At 72.6% G+C, this 26080-nt stretch carries 28 protein-coding genes and 1 pseudogene; 19 read left to right on the plus strand and 10 right to left on the minus strand.

From position 1 onward, the window contains the following. Nucleotides 1-184: 184 nt before the first annotated feature. The 10 genes from DEJ46_RS17390 to DEJ46_RS17435 all read left to right on the plus strand — a co-directional run bounded on the left by DEJ46_RS17390 (nucleotide 185) and on the right by DEJ46_RS17435 (nucleotide 9422). Nucleotides 185-469, plus strand: a complete 285-nt coding sequence (locus tag DEJ46_RS17390; RefSeq protein WP_150267533.1) for a heavy-metal-associated domain-containing protein — start codon at nucleotides 185-187, stop codon at nucleotides 467-469. Nucleotides 470-571: 102 nt separating this feature from the next. Next, nucleotides 572-2839, plus strand: a complete 2268-nt coding sequence (locus tag DEJ46_RS17395) for a heavy metal translocating P-type ATPase (protein WP_150267535.1) — start codon at nucleotides 572-574, stop codon at nucleotides 2837-2839. A gap of 38 nt (nucleotides 2840-2877) precedes the next feature. Then, on the plus strand, nucleotides 2878-3159 hold the full coding sequence (locus DEJ46_RS17400) for a metal-sensitive transcriptional regulator (RefSeq protein WP_051494446.1): 282 nt from the start codon (nucleotides 2878-2880) through the stop codon (nucleotides 3157-3159). 296 nt (nucleotides 3160-3455) lie between these two features. Beyond that, a complete protein-coding gene (locus DEJ46_RS17405; protein ID WP_150267536.1) occupies nucleotides 3456-3857 on the plus strand; it encodes a BlaI/MecI/CopY family transcriptional regulator in 402 nt (133 codons plus the stop codon). Continuing rightward, on the plus strand, nucleotides 3854-4765 hold the full coding sequence (locus DEJ46_RS17410; protein ID WP_150267538.1) for a M56 family metallopeptidase: 912 nt from the start codon (nucleotides 3854-3856) through the stop codon (nucleotides 4763-4765). The genes DEJ46_RS17405 and DEJ46_RS17410 overlap by 4 nt, the downstream gene beginning before the upstream one ends. A 274-nt stretch (nucleotides 4766-5039) precedes the next feature. Next, the gene (locus tag DEJ46_RS17415) at nucleotides 5040-5408 is read left to right on the plus strand and encodes a GNAT family N-acetyltransferase (RefSeq protein ID WP_223834739.1); all 369 of its coding nucleotides are present in this window, start codon (nucleotides 5040-5042) and stop codon (nucleotides 5406-5408) included. A 254-nt stretch (nucleotides 5409-5662) separates the two neighbouring features. After that, nucleotides 5663-6517 (plus strand): SAM-dependent methyltransferase, encoded by an 855-nt coding sequence (locus DEJ46_RS17420; protein ID WP_190622716.1) that lies wholly within the window; start codon nucleotides 5663-5665, stop codon nucleotides 6515-6517. Nucleotides 6518-6597: 80 nt separating this feature from the next. Further along, nucleotides 6598-7038: a Fur family transcriptional regulator gene (locus DEJ46_RS17425; RefSeq protein ID WP_223834741.1), complete on the plus strand. Its 441-nt coding sequence runs from the start codon at nucleotides 6598-6600 to the stop codon at nucleotides 7036-7038. Nucleotides 7039-7136: 98 nt separating this feature from the next. Next, nucleotides 7137-8171, plus strand: coding sequence for a helix-turn-helix domain-containing protein (locus tag DEJ46_RS17430; protein ID WP_150267544.1), 1035 nt, complete (start codon nucleotides 7137-7139; stop codon nucleotides 8169-8171). Between the two features lie 153 nt (nucleotides 8172-8324). Beyond that, complete coding sequence (locus DEJ46_RS17435; RefSeq protein ID WP_223834743.1) at nucleotides 8325-9422, plus strand: helix-turn-helix transcriptional regulator; 1098 nt, start codon at nucleotides 8325-8327, stop codon at nucleotides 9420-9422. A 93-nt stretch (nucleotides 9423-9515) separates the two neighbouring features. On the opposite strand, the gene DEJ46_RS17440 is transcribed toward DEJ46_RS17435, so the two are convergent. The 6 genes from DEJ46_RS17440 to asnB all read right to left on the minus strand — a co-directional run bounded on the left by DEJ46_RS17440 (nucleotide 9516) and on the right by asnB (nucleotide 16658). Continuing rightward, nucleotides 9516-9752 carry a hypothetical protein gene (locus DEJ46_RS17440; protein WP_150267546.1) on the minus strand — a complete coding sequence of 79 codons (237 nt, stop codon included), beginning with the start codon at nucleotides 9750-9752 and terminating at the stop codon, nucleotides 9516-9518. A gap of 228 nt (nucleotides 9753-9980) precedes the next feature. Beyond that, complete coding sequence (gene mshA, locus DEJ46_RS17445; RefSeq protein WP_411757827.1) at nucleotides 9981-11282, minus strand: D-inositol-3-phosphate glycosyltransferase; 1302 nt, start codon at nucleotides 11280-11282, stop codon at nucleotides 9981-9983. 139 nt (nucleotides 11283-11421) lie between these two features. Then, complete coding sequence (locus DEJ46_RS17450) at nucleotides 11422-12987, minus strand: class I tRNA ligase family protein (protein ID WP_150267548.1); 1566 nt, start codon at nucleotides 12985-12987, stop codon at nucleotides 11422-11424. A 64-nt stretch (nucleotides 12988-13051) separates the two neighbouring features. Then, nucleotides 13052-13798: an SDR family oxidoreductase gene (locus tag DEJ46_RS17455; protein WP_150267550.1), complete on the minus strand. Its 747-nt coding sequence runs from the start codon at nucleotides 13796-13798 to the stop codon at nucleotides 13052-13054. A 102-nt stretch (nucleotides 13799-13900) separates the two neighbouring features. Beyond that, on the minus strand, nucleotides 13901-14770 hold the full coding sequence (locus DEJ46_RS17460) for a PrpF domain-containing protein (RefSeq protein ID WP_190622720.1): 870 nt from the start codon (nucleotides 14768-14770) through the stop codon (nucleotides 13901-13903). A 76-nt stretch (nucleotides 14771-14846) separates the two neighbouring features. Further along, nucleotides 14847-16658 carry an asparagine synthase (glutamine-hydrolyzing) gene (gene asnB / locus DEJ46_RS17465; RefSeq protein WP_150267553.1) on the minus strand — a complete coding sequence of 604 codons (1812 nt, stop codon included), beginning with the start codon at nucleotides 16656-16658 and terminating at the stop codon, nucleotides 14847-14849. Between the two features lie 158 nt (nucleotides 16659-16816). On the opposite strand from asnB, the gene DEJ46_RS17470 reads away from it, so the two are divergent. Then, nucleotides 16817-17557 carry a PIG-L deacetylase family protein gene (locus DEJ46_RS17470; protein WP_223834745.1) on the plus strand — a complete coding sequence of 247 codons (741 nt, stop codon included), beginning with the start codon at nucleotides 16817-16819 and terminating at the stop codon, nucleotides 17555-17557. A gap of 110 nt (nucleotides 17558-17667) precedes the next feature. Beyond that, entirely contained in the window at nucleotides 17668-18636 is a 969-nt protein-coding gene (locus DEJ46_RS17475) for a hypothetical protein (protein WP_150267555.1), read from the plus strand. Nucleotides 18637-18669: 33 nt separating this feature from the next. On the opposite strand, the gene DEJ46_RS17480 is transcribed toward DEJ46_RS17475, so the two are convergent. Continuing rightward, a complete protein-coding gene (locus DEJ46_RS17480) occupies nucleotides 18670-19590 on the minus strand; it encodes a TIGR03620 family F420-dependent LLM class oxidoreductase (protein ID WP_150267557.1) in 921 nt (306 codons plus the stop codon). Nucleotides 19591-19750: 160 nt separating this feature from the next. Between DEJ46_RS17480 and DEJ46_RS17485 the strand changes: the two genes are divergently transcribed. From DEJ46_RS17485 to DEJ46_RS17500, 6 genes are all read left to right on the plus strand, one after another. Then, nucleotides 19751-20350, plus strand: a complete 600-nt coding sequence (locus DEJ46_RS17485; RefSeq protein WP_150267559.1) for a TetR/AcrR family transcriptional regulator — start codon at nucleotides 19751-19753, stop codon at nucleotides 20348-20350. Between the two features lie 144 nt (nucleotides 20351-20494). Beyond that, the gene (locus tag DEJ46_RS17490) at nucleotides 20495-20689 is read left to right on the plus strand and encodes a hypothetical protein (protein ID WP_190622722.1); all 195 of its coding nucleotides are present in this window, start codon (nucleotides 20495-20497) and stop codon (nucleotides 20687-20689) included. A 35-nt stretch (nucleotides 20690-20724) separates the two neighbouring features. Further along, nucleotides 20725-20871 carry a hypothetical protein gene (locus DEJ46_RS39170; protein WP_190622724.1) on the plus strand — a complete coding sequence of 49 codons (147 nt, stop codon included), beginning with the start codon at nucleotides 20725-20727 and terminating at the stop codon, nucleotides 20869-20871. A gap of 53 nt (nucleotides 20872-20924) precedes the next feature. Then, a complete protein-coding gene (locus DEJ46_RS17495; RefSeq protein WP_150267563.1) occupies nucleotides 20925-21431 on the plus strand; it encodes a DinB family protein in 507 nt (168 codons plus the stop codon). A 50-nt stretch (nucleotides 21432-21481) separates the two neighbouring features. Further along, nucleotides 21482-21646: a hypothetical protein gene (locus DEJ46_RS39175; RefSeq protein WP_223834746.1), complete on the plus strand. Its 165-nt coding sequence runs from the start codon at nucleotides 21482-21484 to the stop codon at nucleotides 21644-21646. Nucleotides 21647-21770: 124 nt separating this feature from the next. After that, nucleotides 21771-22313 (plus strand): GNAT family N-acetyltransferase, encoded by a 543-nt coding sequence (locus DEJ46_RS17500; RefSeq protein ID WP_223834747.1) that lies wholly within the window; start codon nucleotides 21771-21773, stop codon nucleotides 22311-22313. Here DEJ46_RS17500 and DEJ46_RS39950 read toward each other — a convergent pair. Continuing rightward, nucleotides 22254-22558, minus strand: a pseudogene (locus DEJ46_RS39950) (hypothetical protein); the annotation flags it as partial. The gene DEJ46_RS17500 and the pseudogene DEJ46_RS39950 overlap by 60 nt on opposite strands. Nucleotides 22559-22823: 265 nt before the next feature. Then, complete coding sequence (locus DEJ46_RS17510) at nucleotides 22824-24242, minus strand: MFS transporter (RefSeq protein ID WP_411757758.1); 1419 nt, start codon at nucleotides 24240-24242, stop codon at nucleotides 22824-22826. Between the two features lie 226 nt (nucleotides 24243-24468). On the opposite strand from DEJ46_RS17510, the gene DEJ46_RS17515 reads away from it, so the two are divergent. Beyond that, nucleotides 24469-25356, plus strand: a complete 888-nt coding sequence (locus DEJ46_RS17515) for a helix-turn-helix transcriptional regulator (protein ID WP_150267568.1) — start codon at nucleotides 24469-24471, stop codon at nucleotides 25354-25356. 45 nt (nucleotides 25357-25401) lie between these two features. On the opposite strand, the gene DEJ46_RS17520 is transcribed toward DEJ46_RS17515, so the two are convergent. After that, complete coding sequence (locus DEJ46_RS17520) at nucleotides 25402-26049, minus strand: dihydrofolate reductase family protein (RefSeq protein WP_150267570.1); 648 nt, start codon at nucleotides 26047-26049, stop codon at nucleotides 25402-25404. Between the last annotated feature and the right edge of the window lie 31 nt (nucleotides 26050-26080).

The raw sequence follows: 26080 nt of genomic DNA on the forward strand, positions 1-26080 counted from the left end.
TACGTGGGGTGGGCGCGCGGGGTGGCGCGGTAACCGTTCGATGCACTTCACCATACCCCTGGGGGGTATCAAGTCAAGTCCGGGATCTGCTTGCGCCGGATACGGGAGGGGGGTATACATGGACTCACAACCGGATACCCCCCGAGGGTATCTCGGTCCCGGACGAACCGACCGAGGAGAAGCCATGGGCTCCTGCTGCACCCCCGACAACAGCTGCTCGACCACCACGGAGACCACCGCGGTCGCCGTCGCCGAGAGCACCGCGACCGTCTACACCGTCTCCGGCATGACCTGCGGCCACTGCAGGACCGCGATCACCAAGTCCGTCGGCGCGCTGGACGGCGTCATCTCCGTGGACGTCGACGTCAACGGCGGCCTGGTGACCGTCACCACCGGCGGCGAGCCGGACGACGCCGCCGTCGCCGCCGCCGTCGACGACGCGGGCTACGAGCTGACCGGCCGCGCCTGAGGCCTGTCCGGCCCTGAGCCGCCGCCCCACCCCGGCCGCCGGGACCCGCCCACCACGCCCGGGTCCCGGCCCCCGCCCCGTACCTCACGAGGAGCAGTACTCATGACAACGACGACACCCGGCACGGCTCAGGTCGAGCTCGCCATCGGCGGCATGACCTGCGCCTCGTGCGCGGCCCGCATCGAGAAGAAGCTCAACCGCATGGACGGGGTCGAGGCCACCGTCAACTACGCCACCGAGAAGGCCAAGGTCACCTTCGACGCCGACATCGACGTCGCCGCCCTGATCGCGACCGTCGAGGCCACCGGCTACACCGCCGCCGAGCCCGAGCCGCCGAAGAGCGCGGCCCCCGGCGCCCCCGAAGGGCCCTCCGACGAGGAGAAGGCCGACGAGGAGCTGCGCCCCCTCAAGCAGCGGCTCGTCACCGCCGTCTCGCTCGCCGTGCCCGTCATCGCGATGGCGATGATCCCGGCCCTCCAGATCGAGTACTGGCAGTGGCTGAGCCTCACGCTCGCCGCGCCGGTCGTCGTCTACGCCGCCTGGCCCTTCCACAAGGCCGCCTGGACCAACGCCAGGCACGGCGCGGCCACCATGGACACCCTGATCTCGGTCGGCACGATCGCCGCGTTCCTCTGGTCGCTGTGGGCGCTGTTCTTCGGGACCGCCGGCACACCGGGGATGACGCACCCCTTCGAGTTCACCATCGCCCGCACCGACGGCGCCGGGAACATCTACCTGGAGGCCGCCGCCGGCGTCACCGCCTTCATCCTGGCCGGCCGGTACTTCGAGGCCCGCTCGAAGCGCAAGGCGGGCGCCGCGCTCAAGGCGCTGATGCAGCTGGGCGCCAAGGAGGTCACCGTCCTGCGGGGCGGCCAGGAGGTCACCGTACCGACCGCCGACCTCCAGGTCGGGGACCGCTTCCTGGTCCGCCCGGGCGAGAAGATCGCCACCGACGGCACCGTCGTCGAGGGCTCCTCCGCCGTGGACGCCTCCATGCTGACCGGCGAGTCCGTCCCGGTCGAGGTCTCCGTCGGCGACTCCGTCACCGGCGCCACCCTGAACGCCGGCGGCCGCCTCGTCGTCGAGGCCACCCGCGTCGGCTCCGACACCCAGCTCGCCCGGATGGCCAAGCTCGTCGAGGACGCGCAGAACGGCAAGGCCGCCGCCCAGCGCCTCGCCGACAGGATCTCGGCCGTCTTCGTCCCGATCGTCATCGCGCTCGCGCTCGGCACCCTCGGCTTCTGGCTCGGCACCGGCCAGGGACTCACCGCCGCCTTCACCGCAGCGGTCGCCGTCCTGATCATCGCCTGCCCCTGCGCCCTCGGCCTGGCCACCCCGACCGCCCTCATGGTCGGCACCGGCCGCGGCGCCCAGCTCGGCATCCTCATCAAGGGCCCCGAGGTCCTGGAGACCACCCGCAAGGTCGACACGATCGTCCTCGACAAGACCGGCACCGTCACCACCGGACGCATGACCCTCATCAAGGTCCACACCGTCGAAGGCACCGACGAGAAGGACGTCCTGCGGCTCGCGGGCGCCCTGGAGCACTCCTCCGAGCACCCGATCGCCCAGGCCGTCGCCACCGGCGCCGCCGCCAAGGTGGGGACGCTCCCCACTCCCGAGGACTTCGCCAACATCCCCGGCCTCGGCGTCCAGGGCGTCGTCGAAGGACACGCCGTCCTCGTCGGCCGCGAGAAGCTCCTCGACGAGTGGGCCATGGCCCTCCCGGCGGACCTGAAGGCCGCCAAGGACACGGCCGAGAAGGCCGGCAAGACCGCGATCGCCGTGGCCTGGGACGGCGAGGCCCGCGCGGTCCTGGAGGTCGCCGACGCCGTCAAGGAGACCAGCCCGGAGGCCATCCGGCGGCTGCGGGCCCTCGGGCTCACCCCGATCCTGCTCACCGGTGACAACAAGGCCGTCGCCGAGGCCGTCGCCGCCGAGGTCGGCATCGACGAGGTCATCGCGGAGGTCATGCCGCAGGACAAGGTCGACGTCGTCAAGAAGCTCCAGGCGGAGGGCCGTTCGGTCGCGATGGTCGGCGACGGCGTGAACGACGCCGCCGCGCTCGCCCAGGCCGACCTGGGCCTCGCGATGGGCACCGGCACGGACGCCGCCATCGAGGCCGGCGACCTGACCCTCGTACGGGGCGACCTGCGGGCCGCGGCCGACGCGATCCGGCTCTCCCGCAAGACGCTCGGCACGATCCGCTCGAACCTCTTCTGGGCCTTCGCCTACAACGTGGCCGCCCTGCCGCTCGCCGCGGCCGGACTGCTCAACCCGATGATCGCGGGGGCCGCGATGGCCTTCTCCTCGGTCTTCGTCGTCGGCAACAGCCTGCGCCTGCGCGGCTTCCAGGCCGCCGACCGCTGACGAACTCCCCACCCCGCCGATCCCCCGAGGAGCCCGTCGTGGCCGGTTACGGACAGCACAAGGAAGACATCATCAGACGCCTGCGCCGCATCGAAGGCCAGGTCAGGGGGGTGCAGCGGATGGTCGACGAGGACACCTACTGCATCGACGTCCTCACCCAGGTCTCCGCGATCAACGCGGCCCTCCAGTCCTGCGCGGTGGCCCTCCTGGACGAGCACCTCAGCTGCTGCGTCACGGAGGCCATCGCCCAGGGCGGGGACCAGGCCAAGGTGAAGGTGGGCGAGGCGTCGAAGGCGATCGCCCGGCTCATCCGGACCTGACGGAGTACCCCGGACGCCGCCCGGGTACTCCGGGACACCGAAGCAGTGGTACGCGGTATCAACCGCCCTTGCGTGAAGGGCACTCGACGGACAGCCTGACGCTCAGGCGGAGACAGAGCCCGAGCACCTGCCGGAGGAGCACCAGCTCCGCCGAAACGGGCAGGCCAGGGCCGCAGAGCTGCACGCAGGGGCGGTTCCTCATGAGGGTCGACATCCCGCCATTGTACCCCTGGGGGGTATACCTGGACGGGGGAGGCGGCCCGTACGATGAGCCGCCCAGGGGGAAGGGGATCCACGTGCGCCGGCTGGGAGAGCTGGAGGCCGAGATCATGGACCGGTTGTGGGCCTGGCAGCGGCCCGCCACGGTCCGCGAGATCGTCGACGACATCAATCGGGGACGCCGGGTCGCCTACACGACCGTGATGACGGTGGCGGACATCCTGCACCGCAAGGACTGGCTGCGCCGCGAGAAGGCGGGCCGGGCCTGGCTGTACGAGCCCGTCCGCAGCCGCGAGGAGTACACCGCCGGACTGATGCGGGACGCCCTCGGCGACAGCCAGGACCGGCCGGCCGCCCTCCTGCGGTTCGTCGAGGTCATCTCGGACGAGGACATGGCCGCCCTGGACGCGGCCCTCCGGGCGGCCCGGGGCGGCCAGTCGGGAGAAGCCGGCGCCGACCCCGGGGGCGGTGGCGTGTGAACCACCACGCCCTCGTCCCCCTCGGGCTCGTCCTGGTCGCCGGCTTCCTCGTGCCGTGGCTCGTCGTCCGGGCCCGCTGGGCCCAGCAGGTGCCCCGCCTCGCGCTCGCCGTATGGGCGGCGTGCGGCGCCGTCTTCACCACCGCGGCCGCCCTGCTCCCCGCCCAGCTGGTGCTCCCCGGCGAGAGCAGCCACCGCCTCACCGACATGGTGCTCACGCTCCGGCCCCCCACCCCCGAGCAGTTGTTCGCCCTCGAAGGGCGCGAGCGGCTGGCCCTCGCGATCGCCCTCGGCGTCGTCTCCTTCCCCGCCACCGCCTTCTTACGGAGGCTGGCGCGGGCCCGGCGCGTGCGGGTGCGGCACGCGGGGGTGCTGCGGCTCGTCGGGCGGTACGACCCCGGCCTGCGGGCCACCGTCCTCGACGACGACCGGCCCGCCGTCTACTGCCTGCCGGGCCGCTCGCGCCGCGTGGTCGTCACCTCCGGGGCGGTCGGCACCCTGACCCCCGCGCAGCTCGCGGCGGCCCTCGCGCACGAGCGGGCGCACATCACGGGCCGGCACCACCTCCTCGTCGCGGCAACGGAGGCCTTCGCGGCCGTCTTCCCGCGCCTCCCGCTCGCCCGGTACGGCGGGACGTCCGTACCACTGCTCCTCGAAATGGCCGCCGACGACCGGGCGTTGCGGCGATGCACCCGCGACGCGCTCGCGACGGCGCTGTACGCGCTGGCCTCGGGCCGGGCGCCGCGGTCCGCCTTCGCGGCGGGCGGCCCCTCGGCGGCGCTGCGGATGCGGCGCATCCTCACCCCGTACAGCGCGGGACACCCCGTACTGCGCGGGCTGTTCACCGTCGCGTCCGGGGCGCTCGCGATGGCACCGCTGGTCATCGCCTGCTGTTCCTTCCCCAACTAATTGACTCGCTTCACCCTCTCGGCCCGCATCCCCGTCCGGCCCCCCGAACGCCGTTATTTACTAAGCGAATTCGTAGATTTCGCATCGGTCACGGGCAACTTAATTCACCGCTATTGTGGGTATGTTGGGGCTCTGGCTCGGCACGTCGAAGGGTACAAAACCTATGCAGCTGGCTGGCGTTCGAACGGCCGCGGCCGGCGATGCGACGACGATATCCAGGCTGCTCGCGGATGCCATTCGGAGCAGCTACGAGGGAATACTGGACGAAATCCCGATGCGGCGGCTGATCTCGGCGCAATGCGCGCTCCCCCGCATCCGCGCGGAAATTGAAATTCCGGGTGGCGCGCCCGGCTGGCTCGGCTGGCTCGTCGCGACCGACCCCGAGGGCGCGGTCGTCGGCGTCGCCGCGGGCGGCGTCCCCGTACCGGGCGAGGGCGAGGTGTACGCGCTGGCCGTCGCGTCCGGGTCCCGCCGCCGGGGAGTGGGTACGGCCCTGCTGGTCGCGGCCACGGACCGGATGCGGAGCTACGGCGCCCACGACCAGCGGGTCGAACTCCCGGCGGAGAAGGACCCGGCGCTCCCCTTCTACACCCGGATGGGCTTCGACTCCCTGGGCCCCACCCGCTGGAGCCGAACGGTCTGAGGCTCCGCCCCGCCCCGCCCCCGTCGCTCCCGGCACTCCCGGCACCGCTCACGACCCTCGAACAGGCGGTCGTGGCAGATCCACGCCATCGCGTGTTCACGCAGCCCGATCCGGTGGATCGGCGCTCCCCCGCCAGGTCAGGATGGGTTCAGCGGCGCGGTCCCGGCGGCACGGGTACCTCGTCCGGACGGCATGGACCGAGCGAGCCCCTGGAGGAGCGGATGCACACACCGAGCGGCCTTTCCCTGCCCGTCGTGCCCGCAGCGTTCGCTCCGGTCCTGCCGTCCCGGTACGACCGGGAGCCCGCCCGCGGGGCCGGCATCCGGATCAAGTCCGACACCCTGCCGGGACTCGAATCGGTCTCCGCCGTCGACGAGGGCTCGGTCTGGCTCCACGACGCCCTGCTCGGCCCGCACAGCGCGGACATCGTCCGGTACCTCAGCCTCGCCCGCTCCACCGGCGGACCCGTCCTGGACCTCGGCTCCGGCGCCGGACGGCTCGCCGTCCCCTTCGCCCGGCACGGCTTCGCCGTGGAAGCCGTGGACCGGGACGCCTCGGCCCTCGAGCGCCTCGAAGGCTGGGCCCGCCGGATCGGCCCGCAGGTCGCCGGGCTCCTCGTCACCCACCGCGCCGACCTCACCGAGCTGCGCCTCGAAGGGAGTTACCGGCTGGCGCTCCTCGCGGGCGCGATGGTCACGGCCGTCCCGCCCGCGCACCGGCCGGAGCTGCTGCGCGAGGTCGCCTCCCACCTGGAGACGGGCGGGGCGCTCGCCCTCGACTACACCGCGCACCAGCTCCCCGGACTCATCGCGGAGCCGCGCCGGACCTGGGCCTTCCAGGTGCCGCGCTTCGACGGGATCGACGAGTGGGTGGTGGCCCGGCAGGTCTTCGATCTGCCGTCGATGAGCGAGCGGATCACGTACTACACGGCCCGTACCGGCAAGCTCTCCACCGAGCGGGTCGTGCTGACCACCGACAAGTGGATCGTGGATCCCGAGCGGCTCGCGGCCGAACTGCACTCGGCCGGCCTCCACATCGAGGGCCGTCGGCGCCACCGGATCGACGACCGGACCGAGTCCGTCCTGCTGGTGTGCAGGACGGACGACTGACCCGGACGCCTGACGAGGTTGACGAGCAAGAGGTACGATGCCCACAAACGTTTGAGCCGACCAGGTGGCGGGCGGAGAAGATGGCAGTCGTGGAAGAGCTGACGGGCCGCGAGGCGGTGATCCAGCGCCTGCGCGACGTCGGGCTGCGGGTCACGGGCCCGCGCCTGGAGGTGCTCACGGTGCTCGCCGCCGGCGGCCATCTCGACGTCGAGGCGATCACCACGACCGCGCGCGAGCGGCTCGGCACGCTGACCAGCCAGGCCGTGTACGAGATGCTGCGGCACTTCCAGGAGACCGGCCTGGTCAGCAAGTTCGACCGGCCCGGCCTGCCCGCCGTCTTCGAGATCTCCGGCCCCGCGCACCAGCACGCGCTGTGCGTCGTCTGCGGCGGGGTCGAGAACGTCGAGGCGACCGCGCCGAAGCCGCCCCGGGGCGCGCTGACGGAGTGGCAGGTCGAGGACGCGGAGATCGTCTTCAAGGGCCTGTGCCCCGACTGCCGGGCGAGCGCACCCGCCGCCTGAGCTGCGGTGAACCCCGTGCGTGTCGTTCGAATGTATGGCAGGGTCTAGCGGGGCGATTCATGAGGATCCACGGGGATCCGAGGGGAGTCTGCTGCGCCGTGTCCAGAAACGCCGCCGCTGCCCGTACGGGCAGCGAACAGGCTCTCGCCGTCTACCAGCAGCTTCGCGCCCGCCCGGGGACGACCTTCGACGAGGTCGCCGACCGGCTGGAACTCTCCGCCGAGGAGCGGGAGCGGTGCCGTGAGGAACTCGTCTCCTTAGGACTGACCGCACCTCCAGCCGCCTCGCCGGAACCGGCCGCGCCCTCTCCCACGACGAGCGTCGTCGACCCCGACGTCGCCCTGCTGCGGCTGCTGCGCCGCGAGCGCGACCGGCTGCAGGAACGCCTCGCCGCCACCAGTCGCGCGCACACCGCGCTCGAAGCCCTCGCCGGACCGTTTCTGCGGGCCGGGGCCACCCCGCGCGGGGAGATCGAGGTCGAGATCGTCGCCGATCCCGAGCGCGTACGGCGGAGCCTCGCGGACCTGACGGACTCGGTCCGGACGGCGGCGCACTTCATGCACACCGGCTCCGTCCGCCGCGAGGAGCTGCCGGGCGAGCTGGCCCAGGACCGGCTGTGGGCCGAGCGCGGGGTCCGCATCCGGGCGATGTACAGCCGGCGGGCCGCCTCGGTGCCGGAGATGGCGCAGCACCTGGAGGAGCGGGCCGCGCTGGGCGTGGAAGTCCGGTTCGCCTCCGTCGTCCCGATGAACATGGTCCTCGCCGATGAGAACTTCGCGCTCCTGCCGACCGATCCGCACGACCTGTCGTCCGCCGCGATCCTCGCGCGCGGCCCGGGTCTCGTCCGCTCCTACCTCGCCCTGTACGAGTACTGCTGGACGGCCGCGGCCCCGTACGGCGAGGAGGAGGCGACGGAGAAGGGCGGCGACGGGCTCTCCGAGCAGCAGCGGGCGGCGCTTCTGATGCTCGCCTCCGGCATCAAGGACGAGCAGATCGCGAAGAACCTCGGGGTCTCGCTGCGGACGGTGAGCCGGCTGCTGTCCGAGGTGATGCAGGAGCTGGGGGCGGCGAGCCGTTTCGAGGCGGGCGTGAAGGCGTCCCGGCTCGGTCTGCTCGACGGCGAAGCCCCGTAGGGGGCACAAGGGCGGGATACCACCGAGGAGTTCGGATGACGCACGATGGACGCCTGATCGGCCGGACCGGCCGGATCGGTATGACGGACGGCCGCCCAGCCGTGTGACAGGGTGATGGCGGCGCGACTCGAAGGAACAGGGGGTCACTTCGCCTTGATCACCACCGGCGGCGGCACGGGCACGGAGAACGGCACCGAGCGCTCGGAAGGCTCACCCGATGCCGTGGTGAACCTCTACCAGGAGCTGCGCAGGCGCGGGGTGTCCAGCCTCGGCGAAGTGGGGGCCCAACTCCGCCTCTCGCCCGAGGAGTACGAGCGATGTCGATGCGAACTGACGGACCTCGGGCTGATCGTGCCGACCAACCCGGCCCAGCACGGCCCCCGCGCCGAGCTCCGGACGGGACTCCGGGAGGGCGAGGGCGGCCGGCAGCAGGACGGCGACACGGTCGCGGTGATCGACCCGGAGATAGCGCTGCTGCGGCTGCTGCACCGGGAACGTGAGCAGCTGCGCGAGCACCTCGACGAGGCGGACCGCGCGTACGGCACGCTGGAGACCTTGGCGGGGGCCTTCCTGCGGGCCGGTTCCCTCACCCGCTCGGACGCCGATGTGGAGCTCCTGAGCGACTACCGCCGGATCCAGCAGGTCCTCGAGGACATCACGGACGTCATCCAGCACAGCCTGGCCTCGATGCACCCGACGTCGCTCGTCCGGGAGGTGGCGGAGCGCGTACTGAGCCGGGACCGGCGGCAGATCGAGAACGGGGTGCGGGTCCGCGCCATGTACAGCGAGCGGGTCGTCTCCGTGCCGGAGGTGGCGGAGCTGCTGCGGCGCCGGGTCGAGACGGGGGTGGAGGTGCGGATCACCCCCGCCGTCCCGATGACGATGATCATCGCCGACGCGCAGTTCGCGATGGTCCCGGTCGATCCGGCGGAGCCGATGGCGGGTGCGGTACTGGCCCGGGGGCCGGCCCTGGTCCGCTCGTACATCGCGCTGTACGAGCACTGCTGGCACACGGCCTCGCCGTACGGGGACGGCACCACGCCCGAGCAGGGCGGCGACGGGCTCTCGGAGCAGCAGCGGGCGGCGCTGACGATGCTGGCCTCGGGGATGAAGGACGAGAAGATCGCGCGGGGTCTCGGGGTGTCGCTGCGGACGGTCAGCCGCATGCTGTCCGAGCTCATGCAGGAGATGGGCGCGACGAGCCGGTTCGAGGCCGGGGTCCGGGCGCACCGGCTCGGCTGGGTCGACTGAGAAAGCCCGCCAATTGCCGGGCGGAAATACGGAAAAGGCTCCGCGCTCGCCCGACCGGGGGCGATTACGGAGCCTTTTCGGATTCCCTGACGCTCAATTGGCAGGTATCGGCGCCGGGGTGACCTTGTTCCACTCGTTTCCGTTGGACGGGGACGGCGTGGGGGTCGGGGTGGCGGTGGCCGCACCGTCGGCCACCACGTGCTGGGGGGCCGAGTCCGCGCCCGGGGCCGTCGCCAGGGCCGCGCCGCCGGCGACGGCGAGACACGCGGCCGCGGCGAGGGCGAACTGACGGACGGCCTTGCGGATCCCCGTGGCGTGCTCAGCAGACATGATTCCTCCAGGAGTTGGAATGTGAATTCCGCCTTCCGGGGGCCCGTGCCGCCGGGCGTTCCCTGAAGACATCTCCATTCTGTCCCCGCCCCGGAATCCGATCCAGGGATTCCCCGGGCGTGGACCCGCCATGGCGTGGATGCGTCAATGCGCCTTCTGCGCAACGGAATTGGGGCATCCGGAGCTCGCCATACCTTTGGTCGAACCAAAAGAGGTGCTAGACTTGAGCTACGGCCTTCTCGTTCCTCCAGGAGAGAGGGGCCGTCGGGGCAGGGGCGTGCCGCCGCCCCTGCCCCACCCCCGGTAGACGTCGACGGTCCGGCCTGCGGACGCGCGCCAGCTCATCCCCCGCGCGTGGCGGACCGCCCCCTCCCCCATCGCCCGCGCCTCCTCCGGGTGCGCCGCGAGCCACCGCAGCCGCCGCGCGTACTCCACCGGGTCGTGGCCGTGCACCAGAAGCCCCGTCACCCCGTCCCGTACCGCCGTCGGCAGGCCGCCGACCGCCGCCGCGAGCACCGGGGTCCCGCAGGCCTGTGCCTCCAGGGCCACCAGGCCGAAGGACTCGCTGCGCGACGGCACCACCAGCACGTCCGCCGCCCGGTACCAGTCCGCCAGCTGCTCCTGCGGTACGGGAGGGCAGGCCCGCAGCACGTCGGTGACGCCCAGCTCCCCCGCCAGCTTCCAGACCGTCCCCTCACGGGTCGCGCCCGAGTGGCCGCCCACCACCGGCACCAGGAGGCGACGGCGCAGCCCCGGCTCCAGGCGCAGCAGCTCGGCGACGGCCCGTACGAGCACGTCCGGGCCCTTCAGGGGCTGTATGCGGCCGGCGTAGAGCGGGACGAAGGCGTCGGCCGGCAGGCCGAGGCGGGCCCGGGCGGCAGCCCTGCCTCCGGCGGGGCGGAAGGTCCGCAGGTCGACCCCCGGGCGGACGACCTCGGTCCGCTCCCCCGGCGCCCCGTACAGCGTGCGCAGCGCCTCCGCCTCGTCGGTGGTGTTGGCGATCAGCCGGTCGGCGGAGCCGACGACCTGGAGCTCGCCGCGGACGCGGAGCTCGGGTTCGGGGGTGTCGCCCTCGGCGAGCGAGGCGTTCTTCACCCGGGCCAGGGTGTGGGCGGTGTGCACGAGCGGGATGCGCCAGCCGACCGAGGCGATCCGGCCCGCCTGCCCGGAGAGCCAGTAGTGCGAGTGGACCAGGTCGTAGCGCCGGTCCTCCTTCAGCAGGGCCAGCGAGAAGGGCACGACGAGGTCCGGCATGGCCTCCTTGGGCAGCGGGCCGCGCGGCCCGGCGTGCAGATGGCGGACCCGGACCCCCGGGGCGAGCTCGACGAGCGGGGGCAGGCCCTCGCCCCGGCAGCGGGTGAACAGGTCGACCTCCACGCCCAGTTCGGCGAGGGCCCGGGAGAGTTCGACCATGTAGACGTTCATGCCGCCGGCGTCCCCCGTCCCGGGCTGGTGGAGCGGGGAGGTGTGGACGCTGAGCATGGCGACGCGCAGGGACACGTGGGGCTCCTGTGGAGTGGGGCCACGTATCCCTGCGCGTCGCTCGCGCGCACGGTCACGCGGCGGGGAGGGGGCGAGCGTGCGTGCTGGGCAGTGCTGGGCAGTGCTGGGCACTGACGTACTGGAGTACTTAGTTGATTAGTAGTAGAGGGGGGCGGGGTCGGCGCGATCAGAAACCGAAGACCGGGCCGGACGGCGGAGCAAGCCGGGTCCCCGGGAGGGGTCCCGTCAGCGCGTGCCAGTCGACCGGCCGGCCCGTCTCCACGTGGAGCGCCGCCGCGAGCCGGTCCGCACCCTCCGGCATCACCGGCCGCGCCCACGCGGACAGCGCCGAAGCCACCGCCAACTGGGCCGCCAGCGCCGGGAGATGACGGCAGGAGGTGCTGGGCCTGCACCGCTCGTGGGCGTTGACATGGCCGAAGTCGGCCACCGAGCGGACCATCTCGTCGAGGACGGCGACCGCCCGGCGCGGGTCGAAGGCGTCGGGGCCGTACGCCTCGCGCAGGTCGTCAACGCCCCGGTGGAGCCGCCGCTCCAGGATCTCCCAGCCGGTGCCGCCGGGCAGCGCCTGCGGCGCGCGACCGCCGCACTCCTCCCGTACGGAGGCGAAGAGCCGCGCGAGCCAGCTGTTCCAGCTCTCGTCCAGCTCCCGGCGGGCGGCCGCGAGGCGCTCCCGGTGGAAGACGGTCCTGCGGCCCAGCGGGCGGGCCTGGAGGACGTGCCGGCGCAGGGTGTCGGAGCCGTACTCGGTGAGGAGGTCGAGCGCCCAGACGTTGCCCTCCTGGACGCCTTCCTCGATCACGTACGACTCGTTGACGTTGAAGTCCTGCGGCAGCTTGATGTCCTGCGCGAGCAGCAGCACCGGCAGGAGCACCGCATGGCAGAAGGCGTGCCCGAAGCCGCAGAAGTGGATGGCGCGGCGGGGCAGCGGGCCCTTCGTGTCGTAGCCGAAGAGGTGCATCGCCGCGGCCTCGAAGCAGCCGTCGATCCGGTGCTCGGGGAAGCCGTCGACCGGGACCGGCAGGCCCCACTCGGCGGGGTGGCCGACGGCGATGTCCGGCAGCCCGTCCTCGACGAGCGACTCGCACAGGGCGGCGAGCCGGGGCGGGAGCCCTGCCGTCGCCCAGTACTCGGCGAGCGTCTCCCGGAACGGCTCCAGGGGCACGTACAGCCGGCGGCAGCGGCGGGCGACCGCCGGGGTGTCGCAGACCGCGCAGCGCGCCGAGATGAGGTCGCCGCCGTCGTTGGGGCGGGCGCACTCGTGACACATGCCGCCGTCGCTGTCCGCGCCGCAGTGCGGGCAGCTGCCGGTGGCGTGCGCCCCGTACAGCCAGCGGTCGCAGGGCTCGCAGTAGGGCAGGAGACGGGTGCGCGGGGCGATGACCCCCTGGGCGAACAGTCTGCTGAAGAGGTCCTGCACCCAGCGTCCGTAGCCCTTGTCGCGCCGTGGGCGCACGATGTGGTCGAACTCGACGCCCGAGCGGAGCCAGTCGGCGGTGATCGCGGCGCGGTATCCCTCCGCGACCTCCTCGGGCTTGCGGTTGTGGCGCAGCGCGCGGACCTCGACGGAGCTGGCGTGGTCGGCGGTGCCGGTGGTGAACCGGACCGCCTCCCCCTCGGCCCGCAGATAGCGGGTGAGGACGTCGGCGGCGACGTACGGCCCGGCGAGGTGGCCGATGTGGAGTTCGCCGTGGGTGGCGGGAGGGGTCGCGGTGATCCAGACGGGGGTGCTCATGGGACCTCCTTGACGCTGTGGTGCGGTGGGCTTCAGCGAAGTGAGCGGGTCAGCGGTCAGCGGGTCAGCGGGGTTCGAAGTGGAAGGAGCGGATGAAGCAGTCGCGGGGCTGCTCGACCGCATAGACGATGCATTCGAAAAGGGCCTGGGTGGTCAGCTTCTCGTCGGGTGCTATTCCGTCCGGATTCGATCCGTCCCATTCCGCGAAGCGCGGATCCGAGGTCGAGAAATCCGGCGGGAAGAGCGAGAAGACGCGGACCCCTGAGGGCCGCAGCCGGCGCGAGAGGATGTCGGCGAATCCGGCCTGCGCGCTCTTCGCCGCCCAGAAGGCCTCGTGGGCGGCGCCGGCGGTCGCCGCGGAGGCGCCCTCGGCGTCGCGGACGGCGACCATGTTGACGATGTCGGGGCGGAGCGAGCCGCGCAGCAACGGCAGGAAGTGCTTCACCATGAGGACGGTGCCGCCGGCGGTCGACTCGATCGTCTCGACGATCTCGGCGTCGCTGGCGGCCTCCAGGTCCATGCCGTCGAGCCAGCGCGCGCCGTTGTTGACCAACAGGTCGACCCGGTCGGTGTGTTCGCCGACGCGGGCGGCGAACTCCCGGATCTCGGCGGGCCTGCTGAGGTCGCAGCCGAAGGCGTGGATGCGGTCACGGGCCGAGCCCATGACTTCGGTACGGGCGCGCTCGGCGGCTTCGACGGTCCGCGCCGAGACGTAGACCTCGGCGCCGAGATGCGCGAATCCGACGGCGAGCGCGCGACCGAAATAGCGGGACGCTCCGGTCACGACGACACGCAGATTCTCGAATTTCATGTGCGTCTGCTCTCCCCACGGAACGGATACCGATACCGATTGCCGGTCCATTTCAGCGTGGCAGAGAAAGGACACCGGGGGCCCGCCGAGAGGGGTGCGCGTTCACGCCGTTGCGTGGATACGCCACGGCAGTTCCAGGCTCCCGAGGACCTGCGCGCGCTTGTGGTGGACCCGGACGCGGTCGGCCCCGGCGGAGACGGTAACGGTGCCGCCGGGGGTGCGGACGGGGCCGGTCGGCGCGGGGACGACGGTGCCGTCGAGCGCGCCGGCGGCGGCGAGGGCGGCGGCGCCGGTGAGCGCGAGGCGGGGGTGCCAGCCGCCGACGGTGAGGGCCCGGACGGAGAGCCCCTCGGGGCCGGCGGTGAAGGCGGCGATCTTGGGGAGCGCGGAGCGGGGCGCGTACCCGAGGAGCCGGGCGGCCTCGGAGCGGAGGGCGAGGAGCCGGTCGCGGAGGGCGTCCTCGTCCTCGCCCTCGCCCTCGTCCTCGCCCTCGCCCTCGTCCTCGTTCTCGTCGTCGGCCTCAGGGAGGTGGCGGGCGTCGACGAAGACGTACGGATTGCCGTACCGCACGAGGGAGACGGGCACACCGGAGAGGACGTCGACGGGACGGCCGGTGGGGAGGGTGCCGGGGGCGGTCGGGGCCTTGAGGAAACTGAGGGTGTACGCGTCGCCGTACGGCTCACACAGGACGGTGTCGCCGGTGGTCACGGCACGGACGGTGACGGGGCCGGAGCGGGGGCCGTCGGCGACGACGGCGGCCAGGAGGGAGTGACCGCAGCCGGCCCGGAAGTCGAAACCGCCGTCGGGGAGGGCCTGGACGAAGCGGTAGTCGAGGTCCCGGCCGGGGCCCCCGGGGCCGTACAGGGCGATCTTGCGGAGGTCGGCGTACTCCGTCCCGGAGAGCGCGTGGCGCAACCGCGCCAGTTCGGCGCCGAGCGCGAGCGCCCCGACGGGCAGCTGGTCGAGCCGCACGACGAGGGTGGGCCCGGGGGCGTCCTCGGCCCGGACGAGGGCAGCACGAACGACGCCCGCGGGAGGTCCCGGGGGCTCAGGCCGCACAGCCCACCGGGATTCGCATGCCCTGTACGACCTCCGTCCACAGCTCGTGGACGGCCAGGCCCCAGAGGGCCAGCGCGTCGTGGTGCGAGGGGCGTTCGAGCTGGCGGGCCAGGAGCTTCTGCACCCGGTCGGCGCGGACCTTGCCGCCGAGGACGAGCCGGGCCGGCGACAGCAGGTCGCGGACGGTGTCGAGGAGCGGGCTCCCGGGGGCGAGCATGGCCGCGAGCGGGAGCGTGAAGGGCTGCTTGGGGCGGCGGAGGACGCCTGCGGGAAGCAGCTCGGTCCCGGCTTCGTACAGCGCCCGCTTGCCCGTCCGCGCCGCCGCCGGCAGGGCGCGGGCGTGGGCGACGACGGACGGCTGGCAGAAGGGCATGCGGGCCTCGACCGCCCACGCCATGGACAGGTGGTCGACGCGCCGCAGGTGGTACGCGGGCAGCCGCCAGCGCGTCTCGAAGGCCGTCATCGCCGTGAGCCGGTCCGCGCCGACGGCCTCGGCCGAGCGCAGCTCCTGCTCGATGCGGTCGGCCGCGGAGCCCTGATCGGCTATGTGAGCGCGGTAGTTGGGGGTGTAGAGGTGGTCGCGGAGGAGCCGCGGGGCGGCGGAGAGGGCGTCCGCGTACGCCCCGGCCCAGTCGGCCCCGGCGGGGGCCGCGAGCGCGGCGCGCATCCGGTCGTAGCCGCCGAAGAGCTCGTCGGCTCCGTCGCCGGTGAGCGCGACGGTGAAGCCGTTCTGACGGACGGCGCGGAAGAGCGCGTACGTGGAGAGGGTGATGGGGTCGGCGTTGGGCTGGCCGAGGTGGCGGACGGTCCTGGTGAGGAGAGAGGAGAGCTCGTCGGGGTCGACGGAGACCTCGTGGTGGACGGTTCGCGCCCGGCGGGCGACCGAACGGGCGTAGGCCGCCTCGGAGTCCGGCCACTTGCCCCGGTAGGTGAGGTGGAAGGTGTGGAGCTGCGGGGCGCCGGTCTCGCGGGCGTGTTCGGCGGCGAGCGCGGTGACGAGCCCGGAGTCGAGGCCGCCGCTGGTGATCGCGCAGACGGGCAGCTCGGCGTGGGCGAGCCGCCGGACCTCGTGGCGGAGGAGGTCCTGGGTGTCCGCCTCCCCGGGCCCTGCCGGCACCCTGGGGCCGCGGCGCCGTACGACGGGGGCCGTCCCCGGGCGTACGACTGCGGTGGCGCCGGGTGGCAGGACGCTGACGCCGTCGAGCGCGGTGTGCGTGGAGAAGGACGTACGGGTGGCGAGGACCGTGTCGAGTGCGTCGTCGCGCGGGGAGATCCGTACCCCCTCGAAGGCGAGGAGGGCGGGGATCTCGGAGGCGAAGCGGGTGGAGCCGTCGTACGGCTCGTGGTGGAAGTAGACCGGCTTCATGCCCATGTCGTCGACGGCGAGGACGAGTCGGGTGGAGCCGGGGCGAAGGTCGAGTATCGCGACGGCGAACATGCCGTCGAGGTGCTCGGCGAAGGCCGGGCCGTACTCGGCGTAGAGCGCGGGGAGCACGGTGCCGTCGCAGCGGTCGGGGAAGCGGTGGCCCCGGGCGGCGAGCGTGCGGCGCAGCTCGGCGTGGTTGTAGATCTCGCCGTTGAGCACGGCGAGTATGCCGGGGAGGTGCGGCAGCCGGTAGGGCTGCTGCCCGCCGCACGGGTCGGTCACGGCGAGCCGGTCGCAGCCGAGCGACCAGCCGGGCCCGCTGAGCACGTGGTGCTCGTCGGGGCCGCCGTGGCGCTGGCGGGCGGAGACCGCCGCGAGCTCGGCGGGGTCCGGGCGGTCCGCCCCCGCGGCGATGGTGCCGAGAATCCTGCACATGGCGGTCGCCTCCGAAATCCGAAGTCACTGTCCGGCTCACACTGGTCGCACCCAATGATTTGAATCTACCAAGTTTTTGAATGGCGCGTAAGTGCCATGTCCAGTTCACGCCACGGCCTGGCCTTGCGACGCCTCCGCCGCCCCAACAGGCTGGCCTCATGAGGGACATGGAGGAAGTCGCGAAGGACCGCGGCGCGCCCGCGTCACTGCTGGTCGTGGCCGCGCACCCGGACGACATCGAGTTCTGCGTCAGCGGCACCGTCATGCAGTGGATCGAGCGCGGCACCCGCGTCACGTACTGCATCGTCACGGACGGCGGCGCCGGCGGTTACGACGAACAGCTCCCCCGGCAGGCGATGGCGGACCTGCGCCGCGCCGAGCAGGTCCACTCCGCGAAGCTCAGCGGCGTCGCCGACGTCCGCTTCCTCGGCTACCCCGACAGCTTCGTCGAGCCGTCCGTGGAGCTGCGGCGCGATCTCTGCCGGGTCATCCGCGAGGTACGCCCGCAGCGGGCCATCATCCCGTCCCCCGAGATCAACTGGGCCCGCGTCGCCGACCTCCACCCCGACCACCGCGCGGTCGGGGACGCCTGCCTGCGCGCGATCTACCCCGAGGCCCGCAACCCCTTCGCGCACGCCCAGCTCCTCAAGGAGGAGGGCCTGGAGCCGTGGACGGTCCACGAGCTGTGGCTGATGACGGGCCCCACCCCGAACCAGTACGTGGACGTCACCCCGGTCTTCGACCGCAAGGTCCAGGCGCTGCGCATCCACACCTCCCAGACGGCCCACTTCGACGACCTGGCCGGCCTGCTCCGCGACTGGCTCGGCGAGCACGCGACGGCGGGCGGGCTGCCGCCCGGGCGGATGGCGGAGGCCTTCCAGATCGTGCACATCGACTGAGCCACCTCCTCCGCGGAGTCCTTGTGGCGGCACGGGGTGCGTGAGACGGTGAGCGGCACACGTGGGGGCGCGTGCAACCAACACGCGCGTGACGAGGGGGAGTTCACGCAATGGCCTTAGAAGTACCGGATCTCTACCGAGCCCTGATCGCGCAGTACCTCGCATGGCCGGAGGCCGACGAGGGCGCGTACAGATCGGTGGCGGTGAGCCTGAACGAGTACATCCGGCTCACCGGGGACGACACCTGGGCCGCGCACAAGCACATCGAGCGCCTGCTGTCCTCCGGCAGCGGAGAGGCGATGGACGCGCTGGGGCAGCACTGGAGCAAGGTCAAGGACCAGCACGCCACCTCCATCGAGGCAGCGGCGACGGGCTCGGCCACGACCATGGCCGCGATCGCCGACCGCGTCGAGGCGGCGAAGCTGACGGTCGTGTCGATCGCGGCCGAACTCGCCGTGGCCACCGGCGCCGGGACCGCATCCGGCCCGCTGACCTTCGGGGCCAGCCAGGCCGTAGTGGCGGCGGCCGTCACGGAGAGCCGGACGCGTGCGCAGATGGCCGTCGACGATTGCCTCCAGGACACCTACCAGCAGCTGGTCCGCCTGCAGAAGGACCCGTCCGTGGCCGCGCTCGAAGGCATCGCCGCCGACCTCGCGGCGGGCGTCGGCGGCGCGGCGGGCGGAGTGGCGGGCGGCGTCGGCGGCGGGGCGGGGGCCGGCCGGGGCTGGGGCGCCCCGTCCGGCACCGGGCGGGCCATCGCCGGGGGCGTCCACGTCGACCACGCCGAGCACCGGCTCGCGGCCGGGAAGCTCAGGGAGGTCGCCACCGCCGTCCTCGGGACGACCGCGGGCGCCCTCTCCCAGGCCGCCGGCCACCACGCCACCGCCGCGGCGAGCGGATCCCTCGGCGCGGCGCTGGCACCGCAGGGCAACGCGGTCCTGGATGGGCTCTCCAAGGTCAACTCCGCCTTCGGCGACCACCTGAACGGCTCGCTCCCGGACGCCGTCCTGCTGATCTCCACCAGCCAGCGGGCCACGGACGACGACAACAAGCAGCGGATGTCCCAGCTGGACCACTGACGCCCGAAGGCCGGGGGCCGGAGTTCTCAGGGGTCAGGCCACGAGCGCGGGTGCGAGCTCGCGCCACTCGCGGTCCGGGAGGGCCGCGGGGTCGGGGTTGAGTACCTGTACGCAGACGTGGTCGGCGCCCGCGGCGAGGTGCTCCCGGACGCGGCGGCGGATCGACTCCGCGTCCCCGTGGGCGACGATCGCGTCCACCAGGCGGCGGCTCGGGCCCCCGACGATGTCCGCGTCGCCGAAGCCGAGCCGCCGGACGTTCGCCTCCTGGTGCGCCGCCGCGGCGAGGTACATGGCGACGTGCGCCGTGGCGACCTTCCGCGCCCTGGCCGGGTCGGTGTCGAGGACGACGGCCTGCTCGACGCCCAGGAAGGCGTCCGGCCCCATGATCCGGCGGGCCCGCGCGGTGTGCTCGACGGGGACGAAGTACGGGTGCGCACCCGAGGCCCGCTCGGCGGCCAGTCCGAGCATCTTCGGGCCGAGGGCGGCCAGTACGCGGGGCGGCGCGGGGTCGGGGACGGGCCCGTGGGCGGGTACGGCGTCCATCGCGTCGAGATAGGCGCGCATCGTGGCCACGGCCTTGCCGAGGGACCGTACGGGATAGCCGTCGACGTCGTGCACGGCGTCGTCGACGCGGTGCCCGCCCAGGCCGAGCAGATAACGCCCGGGGAAGGCCTCCCCGAGGGTACGGGTCGCGGTGGCGGTGGCGATGGGGTCCCGGAAGCCGATGTTCGCGATGCCGGAGGCGACGCGGATCCGCCGGGTCGCGGACAGGAGCAGCCACGCCTGGCCGACGGCGTCGCGGCCGAAGGCCTCCCCGTACCAGATGGCCCCGTAGCCCAACTCCTCGATCTCGGCCGCCACTTCCCGTACGCGCCCGGCGGGCTGCCCTTCGAAGGCGAAGGTCCAGATCCCCACCTTCCCGAGTCCGTCACGTACAGCGTCGCGGTCGGTCATGAGTCCCCCTCGGACAAGTCGAACAGGTAAACGGAGAGGTTCTCCGTTTACTGGACGACGCTACGATACGGAGAACCTCTCCGTTTGGCCATCGCGGGAGGTGCGCGACACGCGGCGCAGGACGGCACAGGACGGCATGGGACGAAGGGCGGACAGCACGATGACGACGACCGGAAGCGACGACCCGGCCGCCACCCGCCCGGGCCGGCGCGTCGACGCGCGCCTCAACCGGGAGCGGCTCGTCGCCGCGGCGCGGGACGTGTTCGCCGAGGCGGGACCACAGGCGTCCCTGAACGAGATCGCCCGCCGCGCCGGGGTGGGCCCCGGCACCCTCTACCGCCACTTCCCGAACCGCTCGGCACTCCTGGCGGCGGTCCTCATGGACCGGATCGAGGCACTGTGCGGACAGGCGGAGCACCTGACCGCCACGGCCGCGCCCGACGAGGCGCTCGCGCACTGGCTCCACGCCTTCCTGGACCACGCCCGCGCCAGCCAGGCCATGGCCGGCGCGCTGCTCACCGAGGACCAGGACGGCGCACCGGAGACGACGGACTGCCACCGGCTGATCCTGGACGCGGCGGCGGCCGTCCTCACCCGGGCCCAGCGCCAGGGCTCGGCCCGACCCGACCTGACCGCCGACGACCTCGTCCAACTCACCGTGGGCGTCGCCCTGTCCACGGCCCACCGCGACGACGAGGAACGGCCCGCCCGCCTCCTCGCCCTGATCCTGGACGCCGCACACGCGCCACCGCGCGGCTAGAACTCTGGTGTGTGGGGCAGTGATCCGGCTCAATGCCCTTCCGTCGACGAGCAGGGGCCAGACGTGACCGAGCTACCGCCGTCCCATGACCGGGTTCCGCCGCAGGCGCCGCCTCCGCCGCCCGATCAGCCACCAGCAGCAGCAGTGCCGGCAGCGGTGCCGGCCGCCCCGGATCAGGCGCCGCCCCGGCCCCGGCGGCTGGGCGAGGTCGCCGCGCTCATGTCCGCCGTCACCGTCGCCGTCGCCGGAGACGGGAAGCCCGGACGCGGCGAGCTCTACAAGAGCCTCACTTTCACCACGGGTCTCGATGGCAACGGCCTGGCAAACCGGGCAAGCTGACCGTCACCGGTGACGGGAGCCCGCTCAAGAGCGTGATGCTGGAGATCAACCGCCCGCAGACCGTCACGGTGGATCTCACCGGCGTGGTCACACTCGGCTCCAGCATCGACATCAGCGAGGGCGCCTTCTGCAATCCCGACGGCGTCGTGATCGCACTCGCGGACGCCGTCCTCCGCTCCTGAGCCGCAATCAAATCCCTCGACACCGGTCCGGCCGATCGGGGACGCTTCGCGCGATGACCAGAATCGACGACACACCGCCCGCGTGGGACGAGCGCACCCAGCTCACCACGTTCCTCGACTACGCACGCGACACCGCCCGCGCCAAATGCGACGGCGTCTCCGCGGAGAACGCCCGGAAGGCGCTCCTGCCCGGCTCGCCGCTGATGACCCTGAGCGGACTGATCAACCACCTCCGCTGGGTCGAGTACTACTGGTTCCAGGTGGTCTTCCTCGGCGAGGAGGACCTGGGTCCCTGGACCGATGAGGACCCCGACCGCGAGATGCGCATCGCCGTCGACTTCCCGATCACGCAGCTGCTCGACGAGTACGCCGAACAGAGCGCCGCCTACCGCGAACTGGCCGCCGCGAGCAGCCTGGACGAGAAGGCCAAGCGCCCCGTCCGCGGCGGCCTCCACGTCGACCTGCGCTGGATCCTCCTCCACCTCACCGAGGAAACCGCCCGCCACAACGGCCACTTGGACATCCTGCGCGAGCTGCTCGACGGCACGACCGGCGACTAGCCGGCACGGAGAAGCGGTTCTTCCGGTGCGCCGTCGGGTACATGGCGGGCATGTCAAAGGGCTGGCGTTGGTTTCTTCTGGCCGGGTTCGTCGTCTGGACCGTCTTCGCGCTCCAGTGGACCGACCTGGGCTGCGACTACCCGGAGGCGTACCTCGCGGTCGTCCGCTTCGGTACGCCGGAGGGGCTGGAGTTCCTGCCCGCCTGCGGTGGCTAGTGCTGTGACCACACAGGTTCGCCGGGTTGATGGTTGGGGTGAGAGGTTTCGCGGCCGGCGGCTGTGGCAGGATGCCGCGATGATCTCCAGCTCACCCATACCAGCAGTCGTTCCCGCAGGTCGGATGGCCAAGATGGATCAGCCGGTGCTCGGCCTTCCGGGCGGCCTGGAGCTGCGTCCCTGGCGTCTCTCCGACGCCGACGTCTTGGTCGCCGCCAGCCAGGATCCCGGGGTTCGCCGGTGGAATCGCCTGCTGGTAGAGACATCGGAAGACGCGCGCCGCCGGATTGAACGCATGAGCGAGCGGTGGCAGGCCGAGCTGAGCGCGATCTGGGCCATCGCACGACCGGACGGCGATGCCGTGGGACTGATCGGATGGGGCGATATCGACCTCACCGGCGGAAGCGCCGAGATCGTCTACTGGATCCTTCCTCCAGCGCGCGGGGGCGGTGTGGTGGTCGAGGCCACGAAGCGCGTCAGCGCATGGGCCCTGAACGACCTTGGTCTGCATCGCCTGCGGCTGTGTCACTCGGTGGCCAACCCGGCATCCTGCCGTGTAGCGGACAAGGCCGGTTATTCCCTCGAAGGCACCATGCGCAGCGCCCTGCTACACGCGGACGGATGGCACGACGAGCACCTGCACGCTCTCGTCCGGGGCGACATCTGATCCTGCGGCAGGCGGGCAGGCTGCTGCCGGGAGGGGGCGTCCACCCCAGCGGATGCCCTTCTCGCTGCGGACGCGGGCTCGTTCGCGGCGCTGGGCGGCCAGGACGTCAGGGTGAAGCACAGCTCGACCTTGTTCGTCCGGGCCCACCGGCGGATCTTGCTGCCCTTGTGGGCGGACAGGTTGTCCAGGATCACGTAGATCGGGGCACCGTCCGGTCGGGCGGCCCGGATCGATTGCAGCGCGGCCAGGGACGGGACGGTGCCTGCCAGCAACATCATCGCCCTGCGGAACCGCACCGTGCTGGTGCTGCCCCGCCGCACGATCCGCTGCACCTTCTGCCCCCTCCTGCTCAGTCAGCCTGCGAACCCCGACCGGCTCTGCCATGCCGCCTCCCCGCGCCAATCGGACGTGTCGTCACATCCAGTCGGCGCAAGGTCAGTCGGCACCGACCCGGTGATCGTTTCCGGTCGGAGCACCAGGGGTTGTCCGGCCTGATCGGCAGGCCGACCCCTAGGGAGCGTCCCCGAGGGCCGCCTTCGGCAGGTGGCGCAGGGAGAAGGCTCCCAGGGCCGCGTGGAGCGTGGCCGCCACGGCTGCCGCCGTGTGCAGGCCGGTGACGAACGCCGACTTCGCCTCGGTGATCGTCGTGGCCGCGAGGCCCGGGACCCGTAGCGTCTCGGCGAGGGTGCCTGCGGCGTCGGGGCCCTGGAGCCGGAAGACCAGGGCCGCCAGCGAGCCGAGGAGGGCGATGCCGAGGGCGTTGCCGATCTCGTTGCTCGTCTCGGCGATCGCCGCCGCCGCCCCGACGCGCTCCGGGGGGACCGCCGCGACGGCGGTGTCGGCGACCACGCTGAAGGAGATGCCGTAGCCGATGCCGGCGACGACGGTGGACGCCACGTACCAGCCGAGGCCGTCGGACACGGCCGTGGCGAGGAGCAGAAGCATCCCCGCGGCGATGAGGAAGTGGCAGGTGACGAGTGCCGCCCGGGTGCCGATACGCGCCACCGCGGACGGCGTGACGACGCAGGTGACCGTGAGCACGGCGGCGCCGGGGAGCGCCACGAGCGCCGCGTCCAGGACGGTCAGTCCGAGGACGGACTGGAGGTAGATGCCGCCCAGATAGGCCGTCGCCGACCAGGCGGCCAGGGGCAGCAGCCCGGTGACGGCCGCGATCGTGAACACGCGGTCCCGGAAGAGACGGAAGTCCATGAGCGGCTGTGCCAGGTGGAGTTGGCGTCTCACGAACCAGGCCAGGGCGGCGACGCCCGCGACACCCGCGGCCAGTGCCGTGACCGTCGGCCCCTCCGTGGCCGCGTGCTTGATCGCGTAGACCGTCGACAGGATGCCCCCGGCGGAGAGCAGCACGCTCAGGACGTCGACGCGGCCCGGGCGGGTCGCGCGCACCTCGCGGAGCAGGACCGGCGCCAGGAGCAGGAACAGGGCGACGACGGGCAGGTTGATCAGGAAGACCGACCCCCACCAGAAGGTGTTCAGGAGCTGCCCTCCGACGACCGGGCCGATCGCGAAGCCCGCCGCGAAGGTGGCGGCGAAGACGCCGATCGCCTTCGCCCGCCGGCGCGGGTCGGTGAACAGTTCGCCGAGCACCGCCAGCGCCGAAGGCAGCAGCGTGGCACCGGCCACGCCCATCAGCGCCCGGAAGGCGACCAGCCACTCCGGCCCCGGAGCGAACGCCGCTCCCGCCGAGGCCGCGCCGAACACCGCCGCACCGGTCATCAGCAGCCTCAGCCGGCCGTACCGGTCGCCGATGTTCCCGAAGGCGATGAGCAGGGACCCGACGGCGAAGCCGTAGACGTCCAGGATCCACAAGGCCTGATCGGCGGTCGGCGACAGCGCCTCGGAGACCTTGGCCATCGCCAGGAAGAGAACCGAACCGTCCATCGCCACCAGCAGGACCGGGCCGAGTACCACCAGGAGTCCCAGCCACGCCCGCCGGTCCGGGGCGGAGTCCGGGGAAGAGTCCGAAGCGGAGTCCGGGGGAGATTTCGGAGCAGAGTCCGGGGCGGACACGTACACATCGCGCTGTTCGTTCATGCGCCGACAGTGCTGCGCCGGCCTCCCCCGCAGCCATCCCCGCCTCATGGGTACACCTGACAGGGGCACCCTCGCACCGGCCCCGGCGCCTACGCTCGAAGCCATGGAACTGGAGAGCCTCGGGGCCTACCTCAAGGCCCGCCGCGACCGGGTCACACCGGCCGACGTCGGGCTGCGTACGTACGGTACGACCCGCCGCGTACCGGGCCTGCGCCGTGAGGAGCTCGCCCACCTCGCCGGAGTGAGCGCCGGTTACTACACGCGGCTGGAGCAGGGCCAGGCCGGCACCGCCTCCCAGCAGGTGCTCGACGCCCTCGCCGGCGTACTCCGGCTCGACCCGGCCGAGACCGCCCACCTGCACAACCTCGCCCGCCGGCCCGCCGCACCCCGTCTGACCCGCCCCCGCCCCGAGAAGCCGCACCCGCGCGTCCTGGCGCTCCTCGCGTCCCTCGGCGAGTCCACGCCCGCCGTCGTGCTCGGCCGCCGCGGCGACGTCCTCGCCTGGAACCGCACCGGACACGCCCTCGTCGCGGAACACGTCGGCTTCGACGCGCCCGACGATCCCGCACGACGGCCGTCCGTCCCCCGGATGTTCTTCCTCGACCCCCTCGCCCAGGACCTGCACCGGAACTGGGAGCAGCTCGCCCGCACCCATGTCGCCTACCTGCGCCTCACCGCCGGCCGGTACCCCACCGACGCCCGGCTGGCCGAGCTGATCGGCGAACTCGCCATGCGCAGCCGCGACTTCGCGAGGCTCTGGGCCAAGGGCGAGGTCGCTGACTGCACGGTCGGCACCATGCGCCTGCGGCACCCGACCGTCGGCGGGGTCGACGTCGACTACCAGGTGTGGCTCCAGCCCGAGAGCCCCGACCACCGCCTTGAGGTCTACACCCCCAACGACACCGCCTCGGCCGACGCCCTGCGCCTGCTGGCCGACCAGGTCGCCGAACGGGCGTCTGCCGGAGTGCCGGCTCCCGGGCCGGTCGGATAGGAAGCTCGCCTGCCGACGGGCGGCCGGTTCGTTTCGGCTTCTTTTTCAGCGCCGCCAGAACAGGTGGTGCGTCACCCCGCCGCTCGGGCTGGGGACGGTCTCGTGGTGGAACCGGTCGTTCAGCTCGTCGGGCGACTCCCAGAGCCGTACCCCGGCACCGATCCGCACCGGCGAGACGGCCACGTGCAGCGTGTCGACGAGGTCCGCGTCGAGGAATTCCCGGATCGTGGTGGGACCGCCGCCGAGCCGGACGTCCTTCCCCCGCGCCGCCTCCCGCGCCATGGCGAGGACCGTCGCCGGGTCGTCGTCGACGAATTGGAAGGTGGTGTCGGAGAGCGTGAACGACGGACGCTTGTGGTGGGTCATGACGAACACCGGCGTGTGGAAAGGCGGTTCGTCGCCCCACCAGCCCTTCCACTCCTCGTCGGGCCAGGGCCCCCGAAGGGGTCCGAACTTGTTGCGGCCCATGATCTCGGCGCCCATGCCGAACCGGTAGGAGCGGGTGAAGTAGTCGTCGAGGCCGCGGCTTCCCCCGGGGTCGGTACGCATCGGCCAGCTCGCCGTGGCGCCGGCCCAGGCGAACAGGTCCCCCGGATCCGCGTGCCCGAACGGCTTCTCCGGGCTCTGGCCCTCGCCGGTGCCGTAGCCGTCGCTCGACACCATGAAGTTCTGCACCCGCAGCAGTTGGACCATGCGCTCTCTTCCTTCTCCCTCTCTTCCTTCT

The organism is Streptomyces venezuelae (assembly GCF_008642375.1).
GTDB lineage: Bacteria > Actinomycetota > Actinomycetes > Streptomycetales > Streptomycetaceae > Streptomyces > Streptomyces venezuelae_G.

Coding starts and splice junctions, on each gene's coding strand:
- DEJ46_RS17395 (WP_150267535.1), top strand. CDS start 572: ATGACAACGACGACACCCGGCACGGCTCAGGTCGAGCTCGCCATCGGC.
- DEJ46_RS17485 (WP_150267559.1), top strand. CDS start 19,751: ATGACGACGACCGGAAGCGACGACCCGGCCGCCACCCGCCCGGGCCGG.
- DEJ46_RS39175 (WP_223834746.1), top strand. CDS start 21,482: ATGTCAAAGGGCTGGCGTTGGTTTCTTCTGGCCGGGTTCGTCGTCTGG.
- DEJ46_RS17495 (WP_150267563.1), top strand. CDS start 20,925: ATGACCAGAATCGACGACACACCGCCCGCGTGGGACGAGCGCACCCAG.
- DEJ46_RS17475 (WP_150267555.1), top strand. CDS start 17,668: ATGGCCTTAGAAGTACCGGATCTCTACCGAGCCCTGATCGCGCAGTAC.
- DEJ46_RS17455 (WP_150267550.1), bottom strand. CDS start 13,798: ATGAAATTCGAGAATCTGCGTGTCGTCGTGACCGGAGCGTCCCGCTAT.
- asnB (WP_150267553.1), bottom strand. CDS start 16,658: ATGTGCAGGATTCTCGGCACCATCGCCGCGGGGGCGGACCGCCCGGAC.
- DEJ46_RS17470 (WP_223834745.1), top strand. CDS start 16,817: ATGAGGGACATGGAGGAAGTCGCGAAGGACCGCGGCGCGCCCGCGTCA.
- DEJ46_RS39170 (WP_190622724.1), top strand. CDS start 20,725: ATGCTGGAGATCAACCGCCCGCAGACCGTCACGGTGGATCTCACCGGC.
- DEJ46_RS17515 (WP_150267568.1), top strand. CDS start 24,469: ATGGAACTGGAGAGCCTCGGGGCCTACCTCAAGGCCCGCCGCGACCGG.
- DEJ46_RS17440 (WP_150267546.1), bottom strand. CDS start 9,752: ATGTCTGCTGAGCACGCCACGGGGATCCGCAAGGCCGTCCGTCAGTTC.
- DEJ46_RS17520 (WP_150267570.1), bottom strand. CDS start 26,049: ATGGTCCAACTGCTGCGGGTGCAGAACTTCATGGTGTCGAGCGACGGC.
- DEJ46_RS17500 (WP_223834747.1), top strand. CDS start 21,771: ATGGCCAAGATGGATCAGCCGGTGCTCGGCCTTCCGGGCGGCCTGGAG.
- DEJ46_RS17425 (WP_223834741.1), top strand. CDS start 6,598: ATGGCAGTCGTGGAAGAGCTGACGGGCCGCGAGGCGGTGATCCAGCGC.
- DEJ46_RS17450 (WP_150267548.1), bottom strand. CDS start 12,987: ATGAGCACCCCCGTCTGGATCACCGCGACCCCTCCCGCCACCCACGGC.
- DEJ46_RS17480 (WP_150267557.1), bottom strand. CDS start 19,590: ATGACCGACCGCGACGCTGTACGTGACGGACTCGGGAAGGTGGGGATC.
- DEJ46_RS17390 (WP_150267533.1), top strand. CDS start 185: ATGGGCTCCTGCTGCACCCCCGACAACAGCTGCTCGACCACCACGGAG.
- DEJ46_RS17415 (WP_223834739.1), top strand. CDS start 5,040: ATGCGGCGGCTGATCTCGGCGCAATGCGCGCTCCCCCGCATCCGCGCG.